At 70.3% G+C, this 25305-nt stretch carries 11 protein-coding genes; 8 read left to right on the top strand and 3 right to left on the bottom strand.

The genetic code is table 11. From position 1 onward, the window contains the following. Nucleotide 1 precedes the first annotated feature (1 nt). Both OG947_RS00555 and OG947_RS00550 read left to right on the top strand, forming a co-directional pair. A complete protein-coding gene (locus OG947_RS00555; protein WP_222637530.1) occupies nt 2-382 on the top strand; it encodes a PPOX class F420-dependent oxidoreductase in 381 nt (126 codons plus the stop codon). Nucleotides 383-575: 193 nt separating this feature from the next. Next, on the top strand, nt 576-1982 hold the full coding sequence (locus tag OG947_RS00550) for an HNH endonuclease signature motif containing protein (protein ID WP_328812890.1): 1407 nt from the start codon (nt 576-578) through the stop codon (nt 1980-1982). Between the two features lie 8 nt (nt 1983-1990). Here the strand turns inward: OG947_RS00550 and OG947_RS00545 are convergent, their stop codons facing one another. From OG947_RS00545 to OG947_RS00535, 3 genes are read right to left on the bottom strand one after another with little or no spacing between them, the layout of a single operon-like run. Next, on the bottom strand, nt 1991-3385 hold the full coding sequence (locus tag OG947_RS00545; protein WP_328812889.1) for a metallopeptidase TldD-related protein: 1395 nt from the start codon (nt 3383-3385) through the stop codon (nt 1991-1993). Then, nucleotides 3382-4908, bottom strand: coding sequence for a TldD/PmbA family protein (locus tag OG947_RS00540; protein WP_222637525.1), 1527 nt, complete (start codon nt 4906-4908; stop codon nt 3382-3384). The genes OG947_RS00545 and OG947_RS00540 overlap by 4 nt, the downstream gene beginning before the upstream one ends. Before the next feature lie 10 nt (nt 4909-4918). After that, complete coding sequence (locus OG947_RS00535; protein ID WP_222631166.1) at nt 4919-5686, bottom strand: TSUP family transporter; 768 nt, start codon at nt 5684-5686, stop codon at nt 4919-4921. A 43-nt stretch (nt 5687-5729) separates the two neighbouring features. On the opposite strand from OG947_RS00535, the gene OG947_RS00530 reads away from it, so the two are divergent. The 6 genes from OG947_RS00530 to OG947_RS00505 all read left to right on the top strand — a co-directional run bounded on the left by OG947_RS00530 (nt 5730) and on the right by OG947_RS00505 (nt 25297). After that, nucleotides 5730-6935 (top strand): sensor histidine kinase, encoded by a 1206-nt coding sequence (locus OG947_RS00530; protein ID WP_051613278.1) that lies wholly within the window; start codon nt 5730-5732, stop codon nt 6933-6935. A gap of 10 nt (nt 6936-6945) precedes the next feature. After that, entirely contained in the window at nt 6946-7608 is a 663-nt protein-coding gene (locus tag OG947_RS00525; RefSeq protein ID WP_027505385.1) for a response regulator, read from the top strand. A 77-nt stretch (nt 7609-7685) separates the two neighbouring features. Beyond that, on the top strand, nt 7686-8222 hold the full coding sequence (locus OG947_RS00520; protein WP_328809822.1) for an FxsA family protein: 537 nt from the start codon (nt 7686-7688) through the stop codon (nt 8220-8222). A 43-nt stretch (nt 8223-8265) separates the two neighbouring features. Then, the gene (locus OG947_RS00515) at nt 8266-9855 is read left to right on the top strand and encodes an amidohydrolase (RefSeq protein WP_056444516.1); all 1590 of its coding nucleotides are present in this window, start codon (nt 8266-8268) and stop codon (nt 9853-9855) included. Further along, the gene (gene lnt / locus OG947_RS00510) at nt 9852-11432 is read left to right on the top strand and encodes an apolipoprotein N-acyltransferase (RefSeq protein ID WP_328812888.1); all 1581 of its coding nucleotides are present in this window, start codon (nt 9852-9854) and stop codon (nt 11430-11432) included. Before OG947_RS00515 ends, lnt begins: the two co-directional genes overlap by 4 nt. 338 nt (nt 11433-11770) lie before the next feature. Further along, on the top strand, nt 11771-25297 hold the full coding sequence (locus OG947_RS00505) for a non-ribosomal peptide synthetase (RefSeq protein ID WP_328812887.1): 13527 nt from the start codon (nt 11771-11773) through the stop codon (nt 25295-25297). The last annotated feature ends 8 nt before the right edge of the window (nt 25298-25305 follow it).

The following is a 25305-nucleotide window of genomic DNA, read 5'->3' as shown; positions in this document are numbered from 1 at the left end:
TATGAGCAACCCGTTCGGTGACGTCGGCACCGCAAAGTACGTCCTCCTGACCACGTTCACCAAGGACGGCACCCCCAAGCCGACACCCATCTGGGCGGCTCTCGACGGGGACCGGCTCCTCATGTGGACGCAGCGAGAGTCGTGGAAGGTGAAGCGCATCCGCAATACTCCCCGCGTCACGGTGGCCACCTGCGATCGCAGTGGAAAGAACGTGGGCCCAGCCATGGACGCTGTCGCCGAGGTGCTGGACGACGCAGGCACCGCGCGTACCCGCGACGTGGTGATCGAGAAGTACGGCATCACCGGCCGCATCGTGGTGACGATGAGCTCGCTCTTCAAGGGTAAGAGCAGCACCGTCGGGTTGGCGCTCCGCGTCGCTTGATGGCTGTTCGAGTAGACCTCACCGAACGTCTGCCGGATCAGGCGCTCCCGCTGACACTCCCTGTTCCCGGAGTTGCGAGGCGCCGCGCGGCCCGGTTCGAACATACGTTCCAGTTTCTGTCGGTGGGGTGAGTTAGTGTTTGGTCAGGTCGTCGGGGGGCGGCCTGATCGGGGCATCACCGGGGGGTGAATTCGTGTACGACGCACCAGTTTCCGTCGATGTGTTGGTGTCGGCGAAGGTCGACGCCCAGGCCTCGTTCGCCCGCACCGTCGCCGCGTCGTGCTCCTACATCTACTCCGAGTCCCGACGCCCCGCCGTGCTCGCGACCGGTGGGGTATTCGACGCCGACGCCGCCGAAGCATGCGCGGTCGCGGAGGTCGCGTCGGCGCTGTCGGTGTCCACCAGCACTGTCACGGAGTGGCTGTTTTTGATTCGCACCGCCCGTCCTGCGGTGCAGGAAGCGTTCGATGCGGGCCGGTTGGCGTACGCGGCGTTCCGCACGGTCTGCCGATCCCTGGCCGGGTTCCATCATGCGACCGAAGCATTACTGCAGCGGGTCATTGCTGTCGCAGCCCGGTGCACGCCGGGTGCGGTCGCGTCGGCGATCGACCGGATCCTCGCCGACTTCGACGCCGACTGGCACCGCATCATCCGTGAACGGGCAGCATTGGAGCGGTCGGCGACGGTGCGCAAGCTCCCGCGCGATCAGGCCGAGCTGAAGATCCGTGGTCCGGCCGACAAAGTCGCCGCACTGTGGCGGAACATCGCCGCTGCCGCCGCACGCGGGGTGACCGATCCGACGTCGTTGCCGGCTCGGTTGTTCGACGCCGCGCACGCGCTCTTGACCGGGGCCGTGTCGGGTACGCCGGCCCGTGCCGTGATCGTCCTCGATGCTGCCACCGCAGCAGGGTTGGCGGGGGAACCCGGCCACCTCGTCGGCTGGGGACCGGTACCAGCTGATGTAGCCCGGAGAATTGCCGGGGATGCGACGTGGCAGGCGATGATCACCGCCGCGGAGGTCGCGGAACCGCGGGCGGCGTGCAGCTGCCGATGCCCGGAGCACGACCCGCCGACCGACTCCGAACCACCGGGCTCGCCGGTTCCCGCCGCCGGGCGGGAAGTCCGCCGAACTCGCCGCATGCCGGCAGGCTGGACACCGACCACGGGGAAACTGGGCAGCACGAAAAACCGAAAACTCCGGGAGCAGGTCGAGTACCTCCGCACGCTCCCACCATCAGCACTCGACCGTGCCGTCGCCGACCCCGACGGACATGGGGGATTCGCCGTACCCCCGGCCGGGGCGTTGACCTATCGGCCGTCCGAGGCGATCGCGTCGCTGGTGACAGCGCTGTATTCGACGTGCGTCCATCCGGGATGTGCTGTGTCCAGCGAAGACTGCGATCTCGACCATGTCGTCCCGTTCGACCACACCGACCCCCGGAGTGGCGGATGGACCGTCACCGGCAACCTCACGCCGCTGTGCCGCCGGCACCACGGCCTGAAGACCCGGCGGCAGTGGCACCACCGCATGCTCCGGGACGGGATCGTCCATGTCCGCGACTCGCACGGCACCGACTACTTCACCGCACCCGGCGAGTGAGGCCCCTCCTACTGGGCCGCGCTCACGGACGACATGTGGAAGTCGGGGATCCGCATCGGGGGCATCGCTGCGCGGGTGAACCAGTCCGACCACTCACGCGGCAGGGTGGGAACGGTCGTACCCGCCTCTGTCGCGCGGCGCAGGATGTCGAGCGGGCTCTCGTTGAACCGGAAGTTGTTCACGGCAGCAGTCACCCGGCCGTCCTCGACCAGGTAGACGCCGTCCCGCGTCAACCCGGTGAGGAGCATGGTCGTCGGGTCCACCTCGCGGATGTACCAGAGGGTCGTCAACAAGAGTCCGCGTTCGGTGCGCGCGACGAGGTCGTCGACGGAACCGCCGGCGCCGCCCACCATGACGAGGTTGTCACCGGGCACAGTGGGTGTGGCCCCGAATTCTGCTGCGGCGGAACGTGGGTAGGCAAGGGAGGTGATTGCACCGTCGCGGATCCAGTCGGTGCGGCCGGCGTCCATTCCGTTGTCGAACACCGACACCGCGTCGCTCGAGGATCCGGTGACCACGAACGGGGCGTACTCGAGGCCGTTCTCGGACGGGTCGGAGTACAGCGTGAGACCGAGGTGTCCGAGCACCTCACCGACGCGGGTGCCGCCGCCGGGAGCGGACAGGGCGGTGCGGCCCTCCTGCGCGCCCCGGCCGTCCATCGACCACAGCAGATCGATCATCAGATCGGCGACCGCGGACGTTGGGAGGATCGTCTCGTAGCGTCCCGCGGGAAGGTCGACGGTCCGGGCGGACCAGTCGAGCCGGCGCGTCAGTTCGGCCAGGGACGCATCCAGATCGATGTCGCGGAAGTCTCGGGTACCGGTGCCCACCCAGGCACTGGCACCGCCCGAGAGACCACCCCTCTTACCGTTGATCTCGAGCGACCCGACAGGTTCGACGACGCGCCGCCGTACCCCGGTGGACGTGCCCAGCCACACGGTGCGGACCGTGTGATGCGCGAAGCCGTACAACGCATCGGCTCCGTCGAATCCCCGCGCCAGGCCCGGTACCACGGAGTCGAACACGTCGATCCCTGTGCGGAGCGGGACGTCGCCCCAGCCGGAGTCCGGCGTCGGGGCGCCCTCGACGAGGGGCATCGCATCGGTGGCGGGCTGAGCCGCACGAGCGGCGTCCTCGGCGGCTGCCACGACGCCGGCGACATCATCCGGATCCATGCTCGTGGACGAGACCGTTCCCACCCGCGCCGCCGTGCCGTCCCGCACGATCGAGACGACGGTCCAGGACCTCGAGTCACCCACGCCGTTGGTGGTCATCGAGTTCCCGGCCCACCGCAGGGATGCCTCCGAGATGTCGGCGACGATCACGACGGTGTCCGAGACGGTGGCGTACGACAGCGCACGCTCCACCAGATCGTGGCCGCCGAGGGGAGTGCTGACGCTCACTGACCCGCCTCCGTTCGTGTGTTGAGGACGTTGACCGAACGGAAGAGAGCAGCGGGGCAGCCGTGCGACACCGCCGCCACCTGACCGGGCTGCGCCTTGCCGCAGTTGAACGCGCCGCCCAGACGCCACGTGGACGGTCCGCCCACCGCCTCCATCGAGCCCCAGAAATCGGTGGTCGTCGCCTGGTACGCCAGGTCCCGGACCTGGCCCGCGAGAGCCCCGTTCTCGATGCGGAAGAAGCGCTGGCCGGTGAATTGGAAGTTGTAGCGCTGCATGTCGATCGACCACGACTTGTCGCCCACCACGTAGACGCCGTGCTCGACGTCGGCGATGAGATCGTCCACGCTGCGATCGACGTGCGGGTCCGGTTGCAGCGAGACGTTGGCCATCCGCTGGATCGGGACGTGGTGGGGCGAGTCCGCGTACGAGCACCCGTTCGACCGCTCGAGCCCGAGGCGGGGGGCGAACACCCTGTCGAGCTGGTAGCCGACGAGAACCCCGTCGCGCACCAGATCCCACGACTGCGAGGCCACGCCGTCGTCGTCCCACCCGATGCTGGACAACCCGTGGCGTTCGGTGCGGTCGGCGGTCACGTGCATCGACTCACTGCCGTAGCGCAGCGTGCCGAGCTGGTCGGGCGTCGCGAAGGACGTTCCGGCGTAGGCGGCCTCGTAGCCGATGGCTCGGTCATATTCCGTGGCGTGGCCGATGGACTCGTGGATGGTGAGCCACAGGTTGGTCGGGTCGATCACCAGATCGGTGAGACCCGGCTCCACGCCGGGGGCCTTCGTCTTCTCGGCGAGCCAGTCGGGGATGCGCGAGAGTTCGTCGTCCCAGTCCCACAGTCCGTCGGCGCCGGTCCCGTCGGAGGTCAGGTACTCCCAGCCACGTCCCGTCGGGGGAGCGAGGGTGCGCATCGAATCGAAGCCACCCGACGCGGAATCGACGGACACGGCGTCGATCTGCGGGTGGAGTCGCACCCGTTGCTGCGTGATGCGCGACCCGGCGAGGTCTGCGTAGAACGACTGCTCCTTGACCTGCAGCACGGAGGCACTCACGTGGTCGACGCCGTCCGAGGCCAGCAGACGGCCGGAGTACTCGCCCAGCAGATCGACCTTGTCGGTGGTGGGGACGTCGAAGGGATCGATCTCGTAGTCCGACACCCACGACACGTTCTCGTACACCGGCTCGGAGGCGAGCACGACGGGATCCCGGTTCAGGTCGCGCAACGCCTGTGCGACGAGCACGGCGCGCGAGGTGACGGAGACGGCCTCGTCCACCGACAGCACCGCACCGGACGCGAATCCCCAGGTTCCGTCGACGATCACCCGGACCGCGAGGCCGAGCGTCGTCGCCTCGACACTCGACTGCACCTCGCCGTCGCGGAGAGCGAGCGACTGCGTCCGCAGTCGATGCACCCGCAGATCCGCATGCGTGGCACCGGACGCACGTGCCGCTGTCAGCGCCGCGTCCGCGAGCGCGTGCAGTGGCAGGGCGACGAAATCGCTGTCGACGTCTCTCACATCGGTGACGCTAGCCGAACTGTTGCCACCCGAGTCGGATGACGAGCGCGAACACCACCACCAGCAACACGATGCGCACGAACCCGGCGCCCCGCGAGATCGCCATGCGTGAGCCGACCAGCGAGCCCGCGACGTTCGCGACGGCCATGGCGAGGCCGAGCAACCACAGGACGTCGTCGGTCGCCGAGAAGTACAGGAGGGCGCCGATGTTGGATCCCAGATTCAGCACCTTCGCCATCGCCGCGCTGCGCACGAACTCGGTGCCGAGCAGGGTGGCGAACGTGATGATGAGGAAGGTGCCGGTGCCCGGACCGAGGATGCCGTCGTAGAACCCGATGCCGACGGCGGCCACCACCACCACGATGGTGATGCGGCGGCGCGTCGGCGGATCACCCACCACGACGCCGACGGTGGGGCGCAGCGTCACCAGCACCGCGACGCCGACCAGCACCACCAGCACGATGGGGATGAAGAGGTCCTTGTCGATGAGGCTGACGGTGGCGGCGCCGAACGCCGCGCCGACCGCGGCCACCACTCCGGCGGGTGCGAGGAGCCGCCAGTTCATCGGGACCTTGCGGGAGAAGGTCAGCACCGCGGCGGTGGTGCCGGCGACGGAGGCCAGCTTGTTGGTGGCCAGCACCGTCTGCTGGGTCGTGGCCGCCGGCGTGACCAACAGGAGTGCAGGCAACAGGATGAGCCCGCCGCCACCGACCACGGCGTCCACCCAGCCCGCCGCCAGCGCGGCAGCCAGCAACACCGACCAGTCACCAGCACCCATGGCGGACATTCGATCACAGGTCCCGCGCTACGCTTCGACCACGATGCGCCGATTCAGCGAATGGCTCCGCCACCGTCCGTTCGCGGTCGACTGTGCGCTGGCGGTGTCACTCTTCCTCATCGAGCTCACGGCCGTCGCTGCCGTGGAGCAGCCACTCGTCTACGTGGCGATGGCGGTCGCCGTGTCCACGCCGATCGCCTGGCGCCGCCGCTACCCGGTGGCCGCCGCCTGGACGGCGCTCGCACTCGGCCAGGTCGCGACTCTGATGGTGTGGGCATCGGAGGAACCGCGCACGCTGCCGCCCGGGCAGCTCGGCTTCGTGGTGATGCTCTACACGCTGGCCGTGTACACCGACCGGCGCACGACCCTCCTCTTCGCGCTGGGCCTCGCGGCCGACATCGTCGTCGTGCGACTCGTGCTCGGGTCCGACTGGACCTCCACCATCTTCTTCGTCCTCCTCTACGCCCTGGCCTACATCACGGCGGAGTTCCTCGGGACTCGCCGGGCCTACGTCGCCGAGGTCAGCGCACGGCTCGCCGTCGCCGAATCCGATCGTGACCGACGCGCCGTCGAGGCGGTGTCCGCCGAGCGCACCCGCATCGCCCGCGAACTGCACGACGTGGTGGCCCACGCGGTGAGCGTCATGATCGTGCAGGCGGACGGGGCGTCCTACGCGCTGCGGTCGGACCCGGAGCGGGCCGCGGCGGCACTCGCGAACATCTCCGCGACCGGCCGCACCGCACTCACCGAACTCCGACGCACGGTGTCGCTGTTGCGGACCGACGAGTCGTCCGAGTCCCACCCCGAGTACGGCACCGCGGCCCTCGCCAAGATCGTGGAGTTGATGCGCGCCGCCGGGCTGCGGGTGTCCATCGAGCAGACGGGCGAACTCGACGACCTGCCGCCGGCGGTGTCGCTCGGGGTGCACCGGCTGGTGCAGGAATCGCTCACCAACGTACTGCGCCACGGCGGTGAGCGGCCCCGAGCCGTGGTGGCCGTGCGCCGCGAACCGTCCGCGGTGACGGTGTCGGTGATCAATTCCTCGGACGACACCGGCCCGGCCGTCGACATCCACGCCGCACCCACCACCAGCGGCTTCGGCGTCATCGGCATGCGCGAACGTGTCGCCGTGCTGGGCGGAGAGCTCCGAGCCGGTCCGCTGCCGGACGGCCGGTGGCGCGTGGCCGCGACGCTGCCCCTCGAATTGAAGGCCGCGCTGGGCGTCGACCAGGACCACCCGGACCGCTAGGTTGTCTCCCGTGTCCATCTCGGTGCTCCTGGTCGACGATCAGGAACTGATGCGCATGGGTCTGTCGATGGTTCTCGGCGCGCAGCCCGACATCGACGTGGTGGGCGACGTGCCCGACGGTGCCTCCGCGATCGCCGCGGCCGCGCGCCTCGAACCGGACGTCGTGCTGATGGACGTCCGCATGCCCGGTATCGACGGTGTCTCGGCCACCGAACGCATCATCGCGGCGCAACCCGAGGTGCGGGTCATCGTCATGACGACCTTCGACCTGGACGAACACGCCCTGGGCGCACTGCGTGCCGGTGCCAGCGGATTTCTCCTCAAGGACACGCCTCCGGAGGACCTCGTGTCCGCGATCCGCAGCGTGGCGGCAGGGGACGCCGTCGTCTCGCCGCGGGTGACCCGACGTCTGCTCTCCCGCATCGTCGCCGGGCAACCGCGCGATGTTCCCGGACGATCGGCAGCCGTCGAATCGCTCACCGACCGTGAGCGCGAGGTGCTGCTGCTCATCGCCGCCGGCAAGTCGAACGCCGAGATCGCGGGTGAGCTGTTCCTGTCCGAGGCGACCGTCAAGACCCACGTCGGCCGCATGCTCACCAAGCTCGGGCTGCGCGATCGCGTCCAGGCCGTCGTGCTCGCCTACGAGCTCGGACTGGTCACTCCGGGCGCCTGACCGGCCGGGAGAAAAACGAGGCGGTCGCGCGTTGACACGGCAGACGGGTTCGACCAGTCGCCGAAAGGACTCCCGCGATGCCACTGCTCTACTTCTTCCTCTACCTCGTCGTCGAGATCAGCGCCCTCGTGTGGCTCGGCTCGGCGATCGGCATCCTGTGGACGGTGTTCGTGGTGATCGCACTGTCCGCTCTGGGCATGGTCGCGATCCGCTCCCAGGGTCGGCGCGTGCTCTCGGAACTGCGCTCGGCCAACGCCGGACGCCGCTCACCCGGCGGCGCGGTCGCGGACGGTGCGCTCGTGGCCCTCGGCTCGGTCCTGCTGACGATTCCCGGTCTCGTCTCGAGCGTCCTCGGCCTGCTGCTGATGATCCCGCTGACCCGCGCGCTGCTTCGTCCGGTCATCGCGCGGTCCGCCGCCCGGCGCGTCGAGACGGCCGTGGCCTCGGGCCGTACGTTCCCGCCCGGCGGTTTCGGGCCGCAGGGATTCGGGCCGCAGGGTTTCGGGGCCGGTCACGTGGTCATCGACGGCGACGTGATGCCGGACCGCGGGAATTCGGCCCCTCGCGACACGCGCGGTGTGACCGACGGCACCACCGGCCGCGACGAGCGCTGACCCCCGACACCCCGGCCGCCCGACACCGGGCACACTGGCGAGCGTGAGTACGCATCTGCTGGTCGGCGGACGGATCTACAGCCCGTCCGCGCCCGACGCGACAGCCATGGCCGTCACCGACGGCACCGTCGTCTGGATCGGTGAGGATCGCCCCGCGCGGGCGCTGCATCCCGACGCCGAGGTGGTGGAACTGAACGGGGAGTTCGTGACTCCCGCGTTCGTGGACACCCATGTCCACACCACCGCGACAGGTCTGGCGCTCATCGGACTCGATCTGAGCGGCGCTCGGTCTCTCGACGAGTGCCTGCGCGCTCTCGCCGCGTACGCGGCCGAGGACGGGGGCACCCTGATCTGGGGACAGAACTGGGACGAGTCGACGTGGCCGGAGGGGCGCGGCCCCACCACCGCGGAGCTCGACGCCGCAGCACCCGGACGGGCCGTGTACCTCTCGCGCATCGACGCGCACTCCGCGGCGTGCTCGACGGTGCTGCGTCGCGCCGCCGGAGACGTGGTCGCCACCGCAGATCCGCAACGGCCGCTCATCGCGGAGGCGCACCATGCCGTGCGCACCCGGGCGCTGGACCTGCTGAGCCCCGCGGGCCGGCACCGCGCCCGCGTCGCCGCGCTCGATCATGCTGCCGCGCACGGGGTCGCCGCCGTGCACGAGTGCGCCGGCCCCGACATCTCCGGCCGCGTCGACCTGGCCGAACTCCTCGCCCTCGAGCACGGCGTCGAGGTGCGCGCCTACTGGGGCGAGGCCGTCTCGACCCCGGACGAGGCGACGGCACTCCTGGCCGCGACCGGCGCGCACGCCCTGGGCGGCGACCTCTTCGTCGACGGTTCGATCGGCTCGCACACCGCCTGGCTGCACGACCACTACGCCGACCACTCCGGTTGCGGCCGTTCGTATCTCGACGTCGACGCGATCGCGGCGCACGTCTCCGCCTGCACCCGCGCCGGTATCCAGGCCGGCTTCCACGTCATCGGCGACGCCGCCACCACTGCCGTGGTCGAGGCGTTCGGACGGGTCGTGGCCGAGCTCGGCGGCCCCGCCGTGGCGTCTCGCGGACATCGCCTCGAACACATCGAGATGGTGTCGTCCGAGCAGGCCGACGCCCTCGCGGCGTGGGGTGTCATCGCGAGCGTGCAACCGGTGTTCGACACCTACTGGGGCGGTGAGGAGGGCCTGTACGCCACTCGACTCGGCGCGGAGCGCGCTCGCGCACTCAACCCGCTGGCGATGATGGCGTCCGCCGGGGTGTCGCTGGCCATCGGGTCGGACGCACCCGTCACCCCGCTCGAGCCGTGGCGCGGTGTCCGCGGAGCGGTCAACCACCGCACACCGGGCAGTGCCGTCTCGCCCCGCGCCGCGTTCTCCGCGGCCACGCGCGGCGCCTGGCGCGCCGGGGGAGTGCGCGACGGCCTGGCCGGCACGCTGGTGCCGGGCGCGCCGGCCAGCTATGCGGTGTGGGACGCCGCGGAACTGGTCGTGAGCGCACCACGGGACTCGGTGCAGCGCTGGTCCACCGACCCGCGGTCACGAGTTCCGGCCCTGCCTCGCCTCGATCCCGAGGCGCCGGACCCGGTGTGCCTGGAGACCGTGCACCGCGGCACCACGGTGTACCGCGCGTGAGCGTTCCCGCTCGACTGATCCCACCCGCGCGGCTCGCTCTCTCGGCCGGCGCCGGCGCGCTCCTGTTCGCGTCGTTCCCACCGCGATCACTGTGGTTTCTCGCGCCCGTCGCCCTGGCGCTCGTCACGTTCGTCCTGACCGAGCGGCGGGTCGACGATCCGGCGCGCGCCCTGTCGCTGAGAGGCGGCTTCCTGTACGGGTTCGCTTTCGGCCTCGGCTTCTTCCTGCCGCTGCTCCCGTGGATCGGCGTGTACGTCGGACCGCTGCCGTGGATCGCGCTCGCCGTCGCGGAGTCACTGTTCCTCGGTCTGTTCGGACTGCTCGCCGTGGTGGTGTCCCGCCTACCGTTCGCCGCGGTGTGGATCACCATGGTGTGGTCACTGACGGAGTGGTTGCGCAGCACGGTCCCGTTCGGCGGATTCCCCTGGGGCCGTCTGGCCTTCGGTCAGTCCGAATCACCCCTGCTTCCGCTGGCCGCACTCGGCGGCGCCCCGCTGCTCAGCGCCGCGGTGGCACTGATCGGTGTGTGCCTGACGCTGCTGTGCAGGAGTTTGCGCACCGGCTTCGCCGTCACCTCGGTCGCCGGGCTGGTCGCGCTCGCCGCCGTGGCGCCGGTCGTCGCACTCGTCGTGCGCCCCACGCTCGCGGGTCCACAGGACGGTGACGACACGATCACCATCGCGGCCATCCAAGGCAGCGTTCCCCGGCTGGGCCTCGACTTCAACGCGCAACGCCGCCAGGTGCTCGACAACCACGTGAACGAGACTCTCCGGCTGGCGGAGGAGGTCGAGGCGGGGCGGACACCGAAGCCCGACGTCGTCATCTGGCCGGAGAACGCGTCGGACGTCGATCCCACCCGCGACGTGACCGCAGCGGCCGAGATCACCGCCGCCTCCGTGCGGATCGACGCACCGATTCTCGTGGGCGCGGTGCTGTCGAATGCCGACGGCACCTCCACCAACTCGGTCATCGCCTGGGACGGAGCCGCCGGACCGGGGGAGCGCCACGACAAGAAGATCGTCCAACCGTTCGGGGAGTATCTGCCGTACCGCAGCTTCTTCCGGCTGTTCTCCTCGTACGCCGACTCGGCGGGCAACTTCGTGCCCGGCGACGGCGACGGCGTCGTGCACGTGCCCGCCGGCACGGATCGCGAGCAGCGGGCTCTCGCGGTGGGTGTCGCGACCTGCTACGAGGTGGCCTTCGACCGCGCACCCACCGAGGCGGTGCGCGCCGGCGCCCAGATTCTCGCGGTGCCCACCAACAACGCGACCTTCGGCGACACGGAGATGACCTACCAGCAGCTGGCCATGTCGCGAGTCCGGGCGGTGGAGCACTCGAGGACCGTCGTGGTCGCCGCCACCAGCGGGGTCAGCGCCGTCATCGCGCCCGATGGTTCCGTGACCTCTCGGACCGCTCTCTTCGACGCCGACCATCTGGTCGCCACGGTGGGTCTGCGCACCGACACCACACTCGCGACGCGGCTGGGATCCACCGTCGAGTACGTGTTCGTGGCCCTCGGCGTCCTGAGTGTGATCGGCGCCACGATACCGAACGTTCGACGGCGCCTGGCCCGCTGACCGGGCACACGGCTCCGCGTCCGCTGGTCGGGGCGGTCTTTCCGCACTTTTGGTGATCTGTCACCGCGATGGACGTAACGTTTCGGGTCCGCAAACCGAGAAGTTGGTAAGTCTCACCCATCCACGACGGGTGGTTGAGCGAATGCCACATACAGCTCAGTACAGAGTGCGACCACGGTCGGGGACACCGGAAGTCACACACAGCACGCAGACGTGCGGCCGAATCGGCCGCGGCGTCGACGCTCTCTGCGTCCGTTCGGTGGAAGTGTGCGTCGTCTCGCACAGCCCGGGGAGCAGGACCGCTCCTCGGCCACGGGACCGACGAGGAGGAGCGAACGATGACGACGTCGGACAGCGCACCGAGAACCACCGAACCGGCCGACACGACACCTACCGTGAACCGGACAGCGTCCGATCCCTTCCCGCTCTCCCCGGCGCAGGCCAGCCTGTGGTTCGCCCAGAAGCTCGCTCCCGAGGTTCCCCTCACCGTCGCGCAGTACGTCGACGTGCAGGGTGACCTCGACATCGACCTGCTCGAACGCGTGGGTGCCCGCGCGGCCGCGGAACTCCAGTCCGGCGAGATCAGGCTCGTGGAGATCGACGGTCAGCCGTATCAGGTCGTCGACCCGGCAGCCACCGTGCGCACCACTCGGCTCGACGTCCGGTCCGAGGCGGACCCGATCGCCGCGGCCCTGGCCTGGATGCAGAAGGAGATGCGCTCCCCGGTCGATCTGGACCGCGATCCGCTGACCGTCAACGTCGTCTTCCGCGTCGAGGACCACCGCTACTTCTGGTACACCCGCATGCACCACATCGCCGGTGACGGATACGGCGCCGTCACCGCCATGAAGCGCGTCGCCGAGCTGTACACCAACGAGCAGGCCGGTGTTCCCACCCCGGACAGCAAGGCCGGCGACCTGGCCACGCTCTACGCGGCAGAACGCGCGTACCGCACCTCCACCAGGTTCGAGACCGACCGCGCCTTCTGGCAGGACACGCTCCAGGGTCTGCCGGACACCTTCTCCCTCGCCGATCGCACCGCCCCGGCCGCGCCGAGTCGCCTGCGACTCAACGGTGTCACCGACGAGACCGTCGGCGACATGCTCACCTCCGCGGAGGAGCGATTCGACGCCAGTGCCGCTGCCGTCGTGGCCGCGTCCTTCGCCGCCTACCTGCACCGGGTCACCGGGCGCGCCGACGTCGTCATGAGTCTGCCGGTGTCCGTCCGCACCACCGCGGCGCTGCGCCGCTCGGGCGGCATGGTGTCCAACGTCGTACCGATCCGCGTGCACATCTCGCCCGACATGAACATCGGCGACCTGGTGTCGTCGGTGACCCTCGAGATCACCGGTGCGCTGCGCCACCAGAAATACCGCCACGAGGACATCCGCCGCGACCACGGCAGCTCGACCATGCACCGCGGGTTCTTCGGACCCATGGTGAACATCATGCTGTTCGACTGGACCGTCGGTCTGGGCGATCTGGTGGGCCGGCTGCACCTGCTCTCCAGCGGTCCCATCGAGGACTTCACCTTCAACGTCTACAACAGCGGCGGCAACTCGCTGAACATCGACTTCGAGGGCAACCCGTCGCTGTACGACGAGGACACCCTCGCTGCCCATCATCGGCGGTTCCTCGCCTTCTTCGAGAACTTCCTGGGACGCGGGGCACGAACTCGCGTCTCCGGTCTCGACGTCGTGCTGCCCGACGAGTACGACCGTGTGGTCACCGAGTTCAACGACACAGCCGTGAGCGTTCCGCGGACCACGCTGCCCGCGCTGTTCGACGCACAGGTGCGGCGCACCCCGGACGCGACGGCCCTGGAGTTCGCCGGCACCGCACTGACGTACGCGGAACTCGATCGTCGCTCGTCCCGCCTGGCGCGGGCGTTGATCGCCCGCGGCGTCGGACCCGACGTGCTCGTGGGCCTGGCCATGCAGCGCTCGCTCGACCTCGTCGTCGCGATGTACGCGATCGAGAAGGCCGGCGGCGCCTACGTACCGCTCGACCCCGATCATCCCGCCGAGCGTCTCGGCCACGTCCTCGACACCGCCCGGCCCGCGTGCGTGCTGACGGTGTCCACGCAGGGTGTCGTCCTGCCCGACACCGCTGCGCGCGTCGACGTCGACACGCTCGATCTCGCCGGACTCGCCGACACACCGGTCGGCGACAGTGAACGCACGGCGACTCTGCGACCCGATTCGCTGGCGTACGTGATCTTCACGTCGGGTTCCACGGGCCGCCCCAAGGGTGTCGGGGTGTCGCACCAGGCGATCGTCAACCGACTGCTGTGGATGCAGAACGAGTACTACCTCGGCGCCGACGACGCCGTGCTGCAGAAGACTCCGGCGACGTTCGACGTCTCGGTGTGGGAGTTCTTCTGGCCGCTCCAGGTCGGCGCCCGCCTGGTGATCGCGGAGCCCGACGGGCATCGCGACCCGCGCTACCTCGCCTCGATCATCGCCGGATCAGGCGTCACCACGGCACATTTCGTGCCCTCGATGCTCAGCGCCTTCGTCGCTGAACTGCGCGCGTCCGACGCCCGGCTCGGTGACCTGCGTCAGGTGTTCTGCAGCGGTGAGGCACTGCCCGCGGAGACGGCATCGGCATTCCGCTCGCTCACCGGGTCCGCGCTGCACAACCTCTACGGGCCGACCGAGGCCGCCGTCGACGTCACCTACTGGAAAGTGACCGACGCCGACGCCGTCACGGTGCCGATCGGACGGCCGGTGTGGAACACCGCGTTGCAGATCCTCGACGCCCGGCTCGAGCCGGTTCCGGTGGGAACGGCGGGCGAGCTCTACCTCGCGGGCGACCAGCTCGCCCGTGGCTACGTCGGTCGGCCCGATCTGAGCGCCGACCGGTTCGTCGCCGACCCGCTGTCGGCGCACGGCACCCGCATGTACCGCACCGGCGACCTGGCGCGTTGGCGGGCCGACGGCGCCGTCGAGTACCTGGGCCGCACCGACTTCCAGGTCAAGATCCGCGGACTGCGGATCGAGCTCGGCGACGTCGAGGCGGCTCTGGTCGCGCATCCCGCCGTGCACCACGCGGTGGCCGTGGCCCACGTCGACGAGCGCGGCGAGACCACGCTCGTCGCGTACGTCGCACCCGAGCCCGGCACCGACGCGGCGAGCGTCGAGGTCCGCGCTGTCGCCGCGACCGTCGCCGACCGCCTCCCGTCCTACATGGTGCCGTCGCTGGTGATCGTTCTCGACGCACTTCCGTTGAGCGCCAACGGCAAGGTCGACCGCAAGGCACTGCCGGAACCGGTGCGCCGCCGGGCCGACGTGCCCTCGGTGCCGCCGCGCACAGAGGTCGAGCGACGCATCGCCGAGACCATCGCCGACGTGCTGGACGTCCCCGTTCCCGGTGTCCACGACAGCTTCTTCGAGATCGGCGGCAACTCGCTGCTGGCCACGCGCGTGGTCTCCCGCATCAGCGCCGAGCTCGGTGCCGACGTGGGCATCAAGGACCTCTTCGAGGCGCCGACCGTGGCACGTCTGGCGGATCGCGTCGCCCATGCGCCCGTGGTCACCACCGGGCCGCCGCTGGTCGCAGGACCTCGCCCGGATCGCATTCCCCTCTCGCTCGCCCAACAGCGACTGTGGTTCCTGAACCGGTTCGACTCGGCGTCCCCGGCGTACAACATGCCGTTCGCCATCACGCTGCACGGCGACCTCGACGCGGACGCTCTGACTGTCGCGCTCGCCGACGTTCTGGAGCGCCACGAGACGCTGCGCACCGTGTATCCCGACTCCGCCGACGGTCCGCACCAGGTGGTGCAGGACCCCGCGCACCACGACCTCGCGCCGATCCACACCGACGACTCGGCGCTGGCCGACACCGTGCGGGAGTTCGCGTCTCACGGATTCGACGTCACGCGGGAGCACCCGGTCCGTGTCCGCCTGTTCCGCACCTCGCCGACGTCGCACACGCTGGCCGTGGTGCTGCACCACATCGCGTCGGACGGGTTCTCCTTCGGCCCCCTCGCGACCGATGTCATGACCGCCTACGCTGCGCGGACGCAGGGGAGTGCGCCGCTGTGGGCACCGCTCGACGTGCAGTACGCGGACTTCACGCTCTGGCAGCACGCCGCACTCGGAGACGAGAACGATCCGACCTCGATCCAGCGCAGTCAGATCGACTACTGGACCGCGCGGTTGGACGGCCTGCCCGACACGCTCGAGCTGCCGACGGATCGCCCCCGTCCCGCTGCACCGTCGCACCGCGGCGGCGCCCACGACTTCCACATCGACGCCGATCTGCACCAGCAGCTCCTCGTGCTCGCATCGGACACCTCGGCCAGCCTGTTCATGGTGTTGCACGCGGCACTGTCCGCGCTGCTGGGACGGCTCGCGGACTCGGACGACGTCGCGATCGGGTCGCCCATCGCCGGTCGCGGCCACCGCGCGCTCGACGGACTCGTCGGCATGTTCGTCAACACACTGGTGCTGCGGTCGACGCCCGCGCCGCACGTCCCGTTCACCGACCTCCTCCGCGAGGTACGCGATCACGACCTCGAGGCGTTCGCCCGCGCGGACGTCCCGTTCGAGCGTGTCGTCGACGCGGTGGCACCGGAACGCTCGACGTCGCGCCACCCGCTGTTCCAGGTCGTTCTCTCCTTCGAGAACCTCGCGCCGGTCCGCGTCGAGATGGCCGGACTGGATGTCGAGGTCGCCGAAATCGACTCCGGCACAGCCAAGTTCGACCTCACACTGCAGCTCTCGGAGCGCACCACGGTCGACGGTCGGCCCGACGGGGTCGATGCGCGCCTGGGCTACGCCCGCGATCTGTTCGACGACGCGACAGCCGCGACGATGGCGCAGCGACTGGTGTCCGTCATGCGATCGGTCGCGGCGGATCCCACCCGAGCGATCGGCGACATCGATCTGTCCACGTCCACCGACGCTCCTGCCGTCCTCGTGGGCGCGGCAGCCGGGCCCACCTCGTCGCTCGCCGACATCCTCGTCTCGGCCGCGCGGCGCGATCCGTCCGCCACCGCCGTCGTCACGGCGGACGGCTCCGTCACGTACGGCGAACTCGACGACGCGTCGGACCTTCTGGCGCACGCGTTGATCGCCGAGGGAGTCGGCCCGGAATCGATCGTGCCCGTGTGCCTCGAGCGCTCGATCGACTCGATCGTCGCGACCTGGGCCGTGACGAAGACCGGCGCCGCCTTCCTCCCGGTGGATCCGCGCTACCCGGCGGACCGCATCGAGCGCATGGTCACCGACGTCGCCGCGTCCCTCGGCATCGCTGCCGCGGGAGCCGCACTGCCCGTCGCGGTCCGGTGGGTCACCGTCGATCACCGATCCGACGAGTCCTCGGCGGCACTGCCCGTACGGGTGCGCCCGGAGAACCCGGCATACCTCATCTTCACGTCCGGATCCACGGGCACCCCCAAGGCGGTCGTGGTGCCGCACCGCGGCCTCGCCGACTTCGCCCGCGAGCAGGTGGCGACCTACCGAGTCGGACCGCGATCGCGCACACTGCATTTCGCCTCGCCGAGTTTCGACGCCTCGATCCTGGAACTGCTCATGGGATTCGCCGCGGGCGCGACCGTCGTGGTCGCCGGTACCGACGTCTACGGCGGCGACCGCCTCACCGCACTGCTGCGTGATCAGCGGGTGACCCACGCCTTCGTCACCCCTGCTGCTCTCGAGACGGTGGACCCTGCGGACCTCGACGCTCTGACCTTCGTCGGGGTCGGCGGCGACGTCTGCAGTCCCGCCCTCGTCGAACGGTGGGCGCCCGGCCGCCGCATGCTCAACCTGTACGGGCCGTCCGAGGCCACCGTCGTCGCGACCCTGACACCGCCGATGGCACCCGGCTCGCCCGTCACCATCGGCGCCCCGCGCCGCGGTGTCGACGTGCGGGTGCTCGATCGTCGTCTGCGCCCGGTGGTCCCCGGAGTTCCCGGCGAGCTCTACCTGTCCGGGCCGGCGCTGGCCCGCGGGTACCTCGGGCGCCTGCCGCTGACCTCCACCCGCTTCGTCGCCGATCCGTTCGGCACGCCGGGTGACCGTATGTACCGCACCGGCGACGTCGTCGCCGCCGTGACCACCACCGCGGGAACCGAACTGGTGTTCCGCGGCCGAGCCGACGACCAGGTCAAGGTGCGGGGTCACCGCATCGAACTCGCCGAGATCGACGCGGTGCTCCAGCGTCATCCGTCGGTCACGTTCTCCGTCACGAGCGTGCAGAACGCGGGCCGGGCCGACGCCCGCCTGGTCTCGCACCTCACGCTCGCGCCTGGCGCCGCCGGAACCGAACCGGTGCTCGAGCACGCCCGCCGCACCCTGCCCGGGTACATGGTGCCGTCCGCGGTGGTCGTGCTCGACGAGGTGCCCCTCACCCCGTCGGGCAAGCTCGATCGCCGCGCGCTGCCCATGCCCACACCGGAGACGACGGAGGCGGCGTACCGCGAGCCCCGCACCGAGACCGAGTGGACCGTCGCCCGCGTGTTCGCGGACGTCCTCACGGTGCCCCGGGTCGGTCTGGACGACAGCTTCTTCGACGCCGGTGGCAACTCGTTGATGGCGACCCGTGTCACCAGTGCGATCGGCGCCGCGCTGAGCCGTGAGGTGGAGGTGCGCACTCTCTTCGAGGCCCCGACCGTCGAGGCGCTCGCGGCTCACCTCGACGCCGACAGCGGTGCGGCGTCGCGGATCCCGCTCGTCGCGATCCCGGCGGCGAGCCGTCCGGACCGGATTCCGCTGTCGTCGCCGCAGCAACGGCTCTGGTTCCTCAATCGCTTCGACCCCACCTCCGACGCCTACAACATCTCGTTCTCGGTGCACCTGGACGGCGTCCTCGACGGCCCCGCGATGGCACTGGCGTTGGCCGACGTGGTGGAACGGCACGAGAGCCTGCGGACCGTGTTCCCCGAGAGCGATCACGGACCGCACCAGGTCGTCGCACCGGCAGCACCCGTACCGCTCACAACGACCGTCGTGGACCGCGACGACGTCGCGGAGGCGCTGACACGGTTCGCCCGTCGCGGGTTCGATCTCACGGTCGAGACCCCGCTGCGCACCACTCTTCTGTCGATCTCCGAGACGGAGCACGTGCTCGGTCTCGTCGTGCACCACATCGCCGCGGACGGGTGGTCCCTCGGACCGCTGACCCGCGACGTCATGGTCGCCTACGCCGCCCGCATCCGGGGAGCTGCCCCGCAGTGGACCCCACTTCCGGTGCAGTACAGCGACTTCACCCTGTGGCAGCGGGCCGTGCTCGGTGACGAGGCCGACCCGGAGAGCCGGGCACACCGCGACCTCTCCTTCTGGACCGACACTCTCGCCGACCTTCCGGACGAGTGCACCCTGCCCGGCGACCGCGTCCGCCCGGCGGCGCCGTCCCACCGGGCCGGCGTCCACGAGTTCGCCGTCGATCCGGCCGTGATGACCGCACTGTCGGCCGTCGCCGAGCGCCGGGGCAGCACCACGTTCATGGCGATGCACGCCGCACTCGCGGTCACGCTCGCTCGGCTCGCCGACACCCGGGACGTGGTGATCGGCACCCCGATCGCCGGCCGACGCGATCGCGCACTGGACGAGCTGGTCGGCATGTTCGTCGGCACTCTTGTCCTGCGCTCCGACGTGGCGCCGTCCGACACCTTCGCCGACCTTCTCGGCCGGGTCCGCAGCACCGATCTCGACGCGTTCGCCCACGCGGACCTGCCGTTCGAGCGTCTGGTCGACGCTCTGTCGCCGTCGCGGACGGCCGGTCGGCACCCGCTCGTGCAGGTCGTGCTGGCCTTCCAGTCCGACGGTGTCACCAGCGGCGAACTCGACGGTCTCACCGTCACCGCGTCGGAGATCGACCTGCAGCGCAGCAAGTTCGACGTCGAGCTCGCCGTCACGGAGAGCACCGACGCCGACGGTGAGCGGTCGTGGCGGTTCCGCGTCACCTACACGCGCGATCTCTACGACGAGAGCACCATCGCCGCCTTCGCGGACCGTGTCAGCGCCGTGCTCACCACGGTGGCCCGAGACCCGTCGGTGACCGTGGGCGACATCGAACTCCTGTCCCATCAGGAGTCCCGCGAGCTGACGACACGGGCCGGCGAGCGTCCCGGCGCACCGGTACTGCTGCCCGACCTGTGGGCCGCCGTCGCGCGGGAGAACGCGAACACCACTGCGCTGGTGCATGATCCGTCCCACGGCGTCGACGTCACGGCTCGGCGGTCGCGCACGTACGCCGAGCTCGATGCCGACGCCACCCGTCTCGCCCGGGTCCTGCTCGAACGCGGAGCCGGACCCGAGCGCGTCGTCGCCCTGGCGCTCACCCGGTCGGCGGAGTCCGTCGCGGCGATGCTCGCCGTGGCGATGACAGGCGCGGCCTGGGTCCCCGTCGATCCGCGCTACCCGGCGGACCGCATCGACCACATGCTCACCGACAGCGGGGCCGACCTCGGTGTCTGCACCGTGGCCGACCGCCCGGCGGCAGGACGGGACGTCGACTGGATCGTGCTCGACGACCCGGCCACCGTCGCCGACATCGCGACCCGGTCGACGGAACCCGTCACCGACCGTGACCGGACGTCCACGCTGCGTGTCGACCATCCGGCCTACGTCATCTACACCTCCGGATCGACGGGAATGCCCAAGGGCGTCGCCGTGACGCACTCGGGACTCTCCTCGTTCGCAGAGGTGCAGCGCACGACGTTCGGCATCACCGGAACATCGCGGACCCTGCACTTCGCCTCGCCGAGCTTCGACGCGTCGGTGCTCGAGATCCTGATGGCGATGGGCGCCGGCTCCACCGTCGTCGTCGCCCCGAGCGACGTCTACGGCGGCGCGGAACTGGCCGAACTGATCGACCGCGAGTCGGTCTCGCACGCCTTCGTCACCCCGGCCGCGCTCGCGACCGTCGACGTCGCCGCCGGATCACTGCCGAGTCTCACCACCGTGGTGGTGGGCGGCGACACGTGCTCCGCGGACCTGGTGCGGCGCTGGTCGGTCGGACGTTCGCTGTACAACGGGTACGGCCCGACGGAGGCGACCATCGTCGCCGCCATCGCGGAACTGCGTGCCGACGAACCGGTCACCATCGGTACGCCCATCGCCGGAGTCCGCGCCGTGGTGCTCGACGCGCGTCTGCATCCGGTGCCGGTCGGCGTCACGGGTGAGCTGTACCTGTCGGGTGTCGGCGTCGCTCGCGGCTACCTCGACCGCGCGGGACTGACGGCGGGCCGGTTCGTGGCCGATCCGTACGGCACAGCGGGGGAGCGGATGTACCGCACCGGCGATGTCGTGCGGTGGACTGCGGACGGCCGGCTCGACTACGTCGGACGCTCGGACACCCAGGTCAAGATCCGCGGATTCCGCATCGAGCTCGGTGAGATCGACGCCGCACTGACGAGGGACCCGTCCGTCGGCTTCGCGCACACTCTGGTGTACACCGATGCCTCCGGTCGCGCCTCGCTGGCGTCCTACGTCGTCGCCGCCACCGGACACGACATCGATGTCGACGCGGTCACGGGCGGCGTCCGCTCCGTCCTGCCCGGCCACATGGTGCCGGCATCGATGACGGTTCTCGAGCGCATCCCTCTCACTCCCGTCGGCAAGCTGGACGTGCGGGCGCTTCCCGCCCCGGTCGTCGTGGCCGTCGACCGCACTCACGACGCGCCGGCCTCCGAGACCGAGCGGGCCGTCGCCGAGATCGTAGCGGCAGTGCTGGACCTCGACGTCGAGGTCGGACGCGACGACAGCTTCTTCGCACTCGGTGGCAACTCCCTGTTGGCCACACAGGTCGCCTCCCGCCTGGGTTCCACTCGCGGCGTTCGGGTTCCGGTCCGGGCACTCTTCGAGCACCCGACGGTCGCAGCCCTCGCCGCGCACATCGACGGGCTCGCCGAGTCCGCCGGCCCCGCTCTCGAGGCACGGCCTCGACCCGACCGGATCCCGCTGTCCTCGGCGCAGCAACGCCTGTGGTTCCTCAACAGGTTCGACCGGGCGTCGGGGGCGTACAACGTGCCCTTCGCGGTGCGCCTGACGGGACCGCTCGACAGCGCCGCGCTGGAGGCCGCGCTGCGCGACCTCGTCGACCGCCACGAGGTGCTCCGGACCGTGTACCCGGACTCGCCCGAGGGCCCGCACCAGGAGATCCTGCCTGCGCACGAGGTGCCGGTGGCGCTGGAGCCCGTCGTGACCGAGCCCTCCGCGGTGACGGCCGCGATCGTCACGAGCGCGGCCCGCGGGTTCGACGTGACCACGCAGGCGCCCCTGCGGGTGGACCTGCTCGAGGTGGCGGCCGGGGACGAGCACGTCCTCGTCGTCACGCTGCACCACATCGCCGCGGACGGCTGGTCGCTGGCGCCGCTCGCCGCCGACCTGCTCACCGCCTACACCGCGCGGTCCACCGGCACGGCACCCGCGACGGAGCCACTGACGGTGCAGTACGCGGACTACACGCTGTGGCAGCGTGACCGGCTCGGCTCCGAGGACGACCCGTCGAGCCTCGTCTCGACGCAACTCGCGTACTGGACGGCGGCGTTGACCGGAGCTCCCGACCGTATCGACATCCCCACCGACCGTCCGCGGCCGAGCGTGCCGTCTCACCGGGGCGGGGTGGTCACCACCACGGTGGGTGTCGACACGCACCGGCGGCTCGTCGACCTTGCGCGGCGGGAGAACGCGACGCTGTTCATGGCCGTCCACACCGCCCTCGCCGTCGTGCTCGGCCGTCTCGCCGGCCGCTTCGACACGTCCGTCGGTACCGCGGTTGCCGGCCGCGGCGACCAGGCACTGGACGCGCTGGTCGGAATGTTCGTCAACACGCTGGTCCTGCGCACGCGGGTCTCGCCGACCGCGTCGCTGACCGAGGCGTTGCAGCACGTGCGCGCGGTCGATCTGGACGCGTTCGCGCACCCCGACGTTCCGTTCGAACGTCTGGTGGACGTGCTGCACCCACAGCGCAGCACGAGCCATCACCCGTTGTTCCAGATCATGTTGTCGTTGCAGGACGACGTTCCGACGACTGCACGCATGGGCGAGGTGACCGTCGACGCGGCCGAGGTGGACGTCGCCGTCGCCAAGTTCGACATCCAGTTCACGGTCACCGACCGGCGCACCGACGACCGGGAGCCGGCCGGGCTGACCGTCACCGCCGACTACGCGACCGATCTGTTCGACGCCGCCACCGTGAGCACCATGCTCGATCGTCTGGTGGGCGTGTTGGGCGTCCTGGCCACCGAACCCGACCGCAGCGTCGGCAGCGTCGAGATGTTGACCTCGCAGGAGCGAGCCCATCTGGTGCCCGTGCACGGCGGCGAGACCGATCCCGATCCGTCGCTGACCCTGTCCGAGGTGTTCGAACAGACCGCACGCCGGGTTCCCGGCCGCATCGCGGCGGAGTACCTCGGCGCCCACATCACCTACGGCGAGCTCGACCGACGTTCGACCACGGTGGCCCGAGCTCTCGTCCGGCGCGGTGTCGGACCGGAATCACTGGTGGCCCTGGGCTTCACGCGATCCTTCGACTCCCTCGTCGCGGTCCTGGCCGTCGCGAAGGCCGGCGGCGCCTTCGTCCCGGTCGACCCGCACTACCCGGCCGACCGCGTCCGTCACATGCTGACGGACTCGGCGACCACGTGGGGACTGACGACCGCGGAGCACCTGGCGGCCGTGGACGGAGTCTCGTCGACACGGTGGCTCGTGCTCGACGACGCGGACACCCTGGCCGAGCTGGCTCGTACGTCCGACGAACCCCTCACGCCCGCAGAGCTTCTCGGACCCATCGCTCTCGTGCACCCCGCGTACGTCATCTACACCTCGGGGTCGACCGGGACACCGAAGGGCGTCGTCGTCACCCACTCCGGCCTGTCGAACTTCGCCGGCGAGCTGCGCGATCGATTCGAGGTCGACGAGACGGCGCGCGTGCTGCACTTCGCGACACCGAGTTTCGACGCCGCCGTCATGGATCAGCTGTTCGCGTACGGATCCGGCGCGACACTCGTCGTGTCACCGCCCGGGGTCTACGGCGGCCGCGAACTGGGCGACCTGTTGGGATCGGAACGCATCACGCACGCCTTCATCACGACCGCGGCATTGTCGACCGCGGACCCGGCGAGCGCGACGTCGTTGCGACACATCCTCGTCGGCGGCGAGGCGTGCCCACCGGAACTGGTGGAGCGCTGGGCTCCGGGACGCTCGCTGTACAACGTGTACGGGCCGACGGAGACGACCATCGTCACGACGATGAGTGCGCCGATGGTGCCCAAGGGTCCGGTCACGATCGGTGGACCGATCCGTGGTGTCGCGGCGCAGGTCCTCGACCGCCAGCTGCAACCGGTGCCGTTCGGCGTCGTCGGCGAGCTGTACCTCGCCGGACCGGAACTCGCTCGCGGATACCTCGGGCGCACGGCGTTGACGTCGTCGCGGTTCGTCGCCGATCCGCACGGCAAGCCGGGTGAGCGCCTCTACCGCACCGGTGACCTGGTGCGCTGGCGCGAGTCCGCCGACGGCGACCCGACCCTGTCCTACGTGGGCCGGACCGATCATCAGGTCAAGATCCGCGGGTTCCGCATCGAGCTGGGTGAGATCGACGCCGCGTTCGACGTGCACGACGGCGTGGACTTCGCGACCACGATGGGCCACGTCCTGCCCTCGGGGGACACCGTGCTGGTGTCCTACGTCCTGCCGCACCGGGAATCGTCGGTCGACACGGCGTCGCTGCGTCGCCATCTGCAGGAGCGACTGCCCGGCTACATGGTGCCGCAGTCGATCATGCTGCTGGACGAGCTGCCGCTGACCTCCGTCGGCAAGCTCGATCGGCGAGCGCTGCCCGCTCCGGAGTTCGCCGTCACCGGCGAGCATCGCGATCCGGGCACCGCGACCGAGCGCGCCGTCTGCGCTGTCTACGAGGAGATCCTGGGGGTGGCCGGAGTCGGACTCGACGACAGCTTCTTCGAACTCGGCGGCACATCGCTGGTGGGGACGCGCGTGGTCGCTCGACTCGAGGAGACCCTCGGCACGACGGTTCCGATGCAATGGTTGTTCACCGACTCCACGCCGGCAGCTCTCGCCGCGCGCATCGACGACACCGCGCATCTGTCGGCGGACGAGGTCGCGGCGACGGCCACGGCGTCACTGGACATGCTGCTGCCGCTGCGCCCGCAGGGTTCCGCGTCACCGGTGTTCTGCATCCATCCGGCGTTCGGACTGTCCTGGAGTTACAGCGGTCTGCTCGCCCACCTCGACTCGAATCAGCCGGTGTACGGCCTGCAGTCACCCGTCGTCTCGGGACGCACCGAGGAGTTCGACACGGTCGAAGAGCTGGCCCGGTACTACGTTCGCGAGATCCGGTCGATCCAGCCGCACGGTCCGTACCACCTGCTGGGCTGGTCGCTCGGCGGCCTCATCGCCCACGCGATGACCGTCGAGCTGCAGCGGGTGGGGGAGAGCGTCGCGACGCTGACCATGCTCGACAGCTACGTGCTCGCCGACGAGTACCTCGAGTCGACACCGTCGGTGCGGGATCTCATCGAGGAGTTCACCGGCCACGAGTTGCCGGCAGGCGTGGAACCGACGGTCGCGGAGGCTGCGGCCGCGCTGCGGTCCGAGGGTGGTCCGATGGCGGCGATGACCGTCGACACCCTCGAGCGGCTGTACGCGGGCTACGTGAACGGGACCTCGCTGGCGCACGGGTACTCACCGGGCGTCGTGGACTGCGACGTGCTGTTCTTCACCGCGACCGAGGACGAGGTGAATCGGAACGACGTACGGCGGACCGCCTCGGCCTGGCGTCGACACGTCCGCGGTGCCATCCACGATCACGCGGTGCCGGTCGCACACTCCGCGATGACCGATCCGCAGGCACTCGCGATCATCGGACCGATCGTCGCGCAGCACCTGCGCTGATCTCGGAC

Source organism: Rhodococcus sp. NBC_00297 (assembly GCF_036173065.1).
GTDB lineage: Bacteria > Actinomycetota > Actinomycetes > Mycobacteriales > Mycobacteriaceae > Rhodococcoides.
Note: the sequence above shows the minus strand (reverse complement) of the source record. Positions and strands in the feature narration are given on the sequence as shown.

Coding starts and splice junctions, on each gene's coding strand:
- OG947_RS00505 (WP_328812887.1), top strand. CDS start 11,771: ATGACGACGTCGGACAGCGCACCGAGAACCACCGAACCGGCCGACACG.
- OG947_RS00530 (WP_051613278.1), top strand. CDS start 5,730: ATGCGCCGATTCAGCGAATGGCTCCGCCACCGTCCGTTCGCGGTCGAC.
- OG947_RS00555 (WP_222637530.1), top strand. CDS start 2: ATGAGCAACCCGTTCGGTGACGTCGGCACCGCAAAGTACGTCCTCCTG.
- OG947_RS00520 (WP_328809822.1), top strand. CDS start 7,686: ATGCCACTGCTCTACTTCTTCCTCTACCTCGTCGTCGAGATCAGCGCC.
- OG947_RS00535 (WP_222631166.1), bottom strand. CDS start 5,686: ATGGGTGCTGGTGACTGGTCGGTGTTGCTGGCTGCCGCGCTGGCGGCG.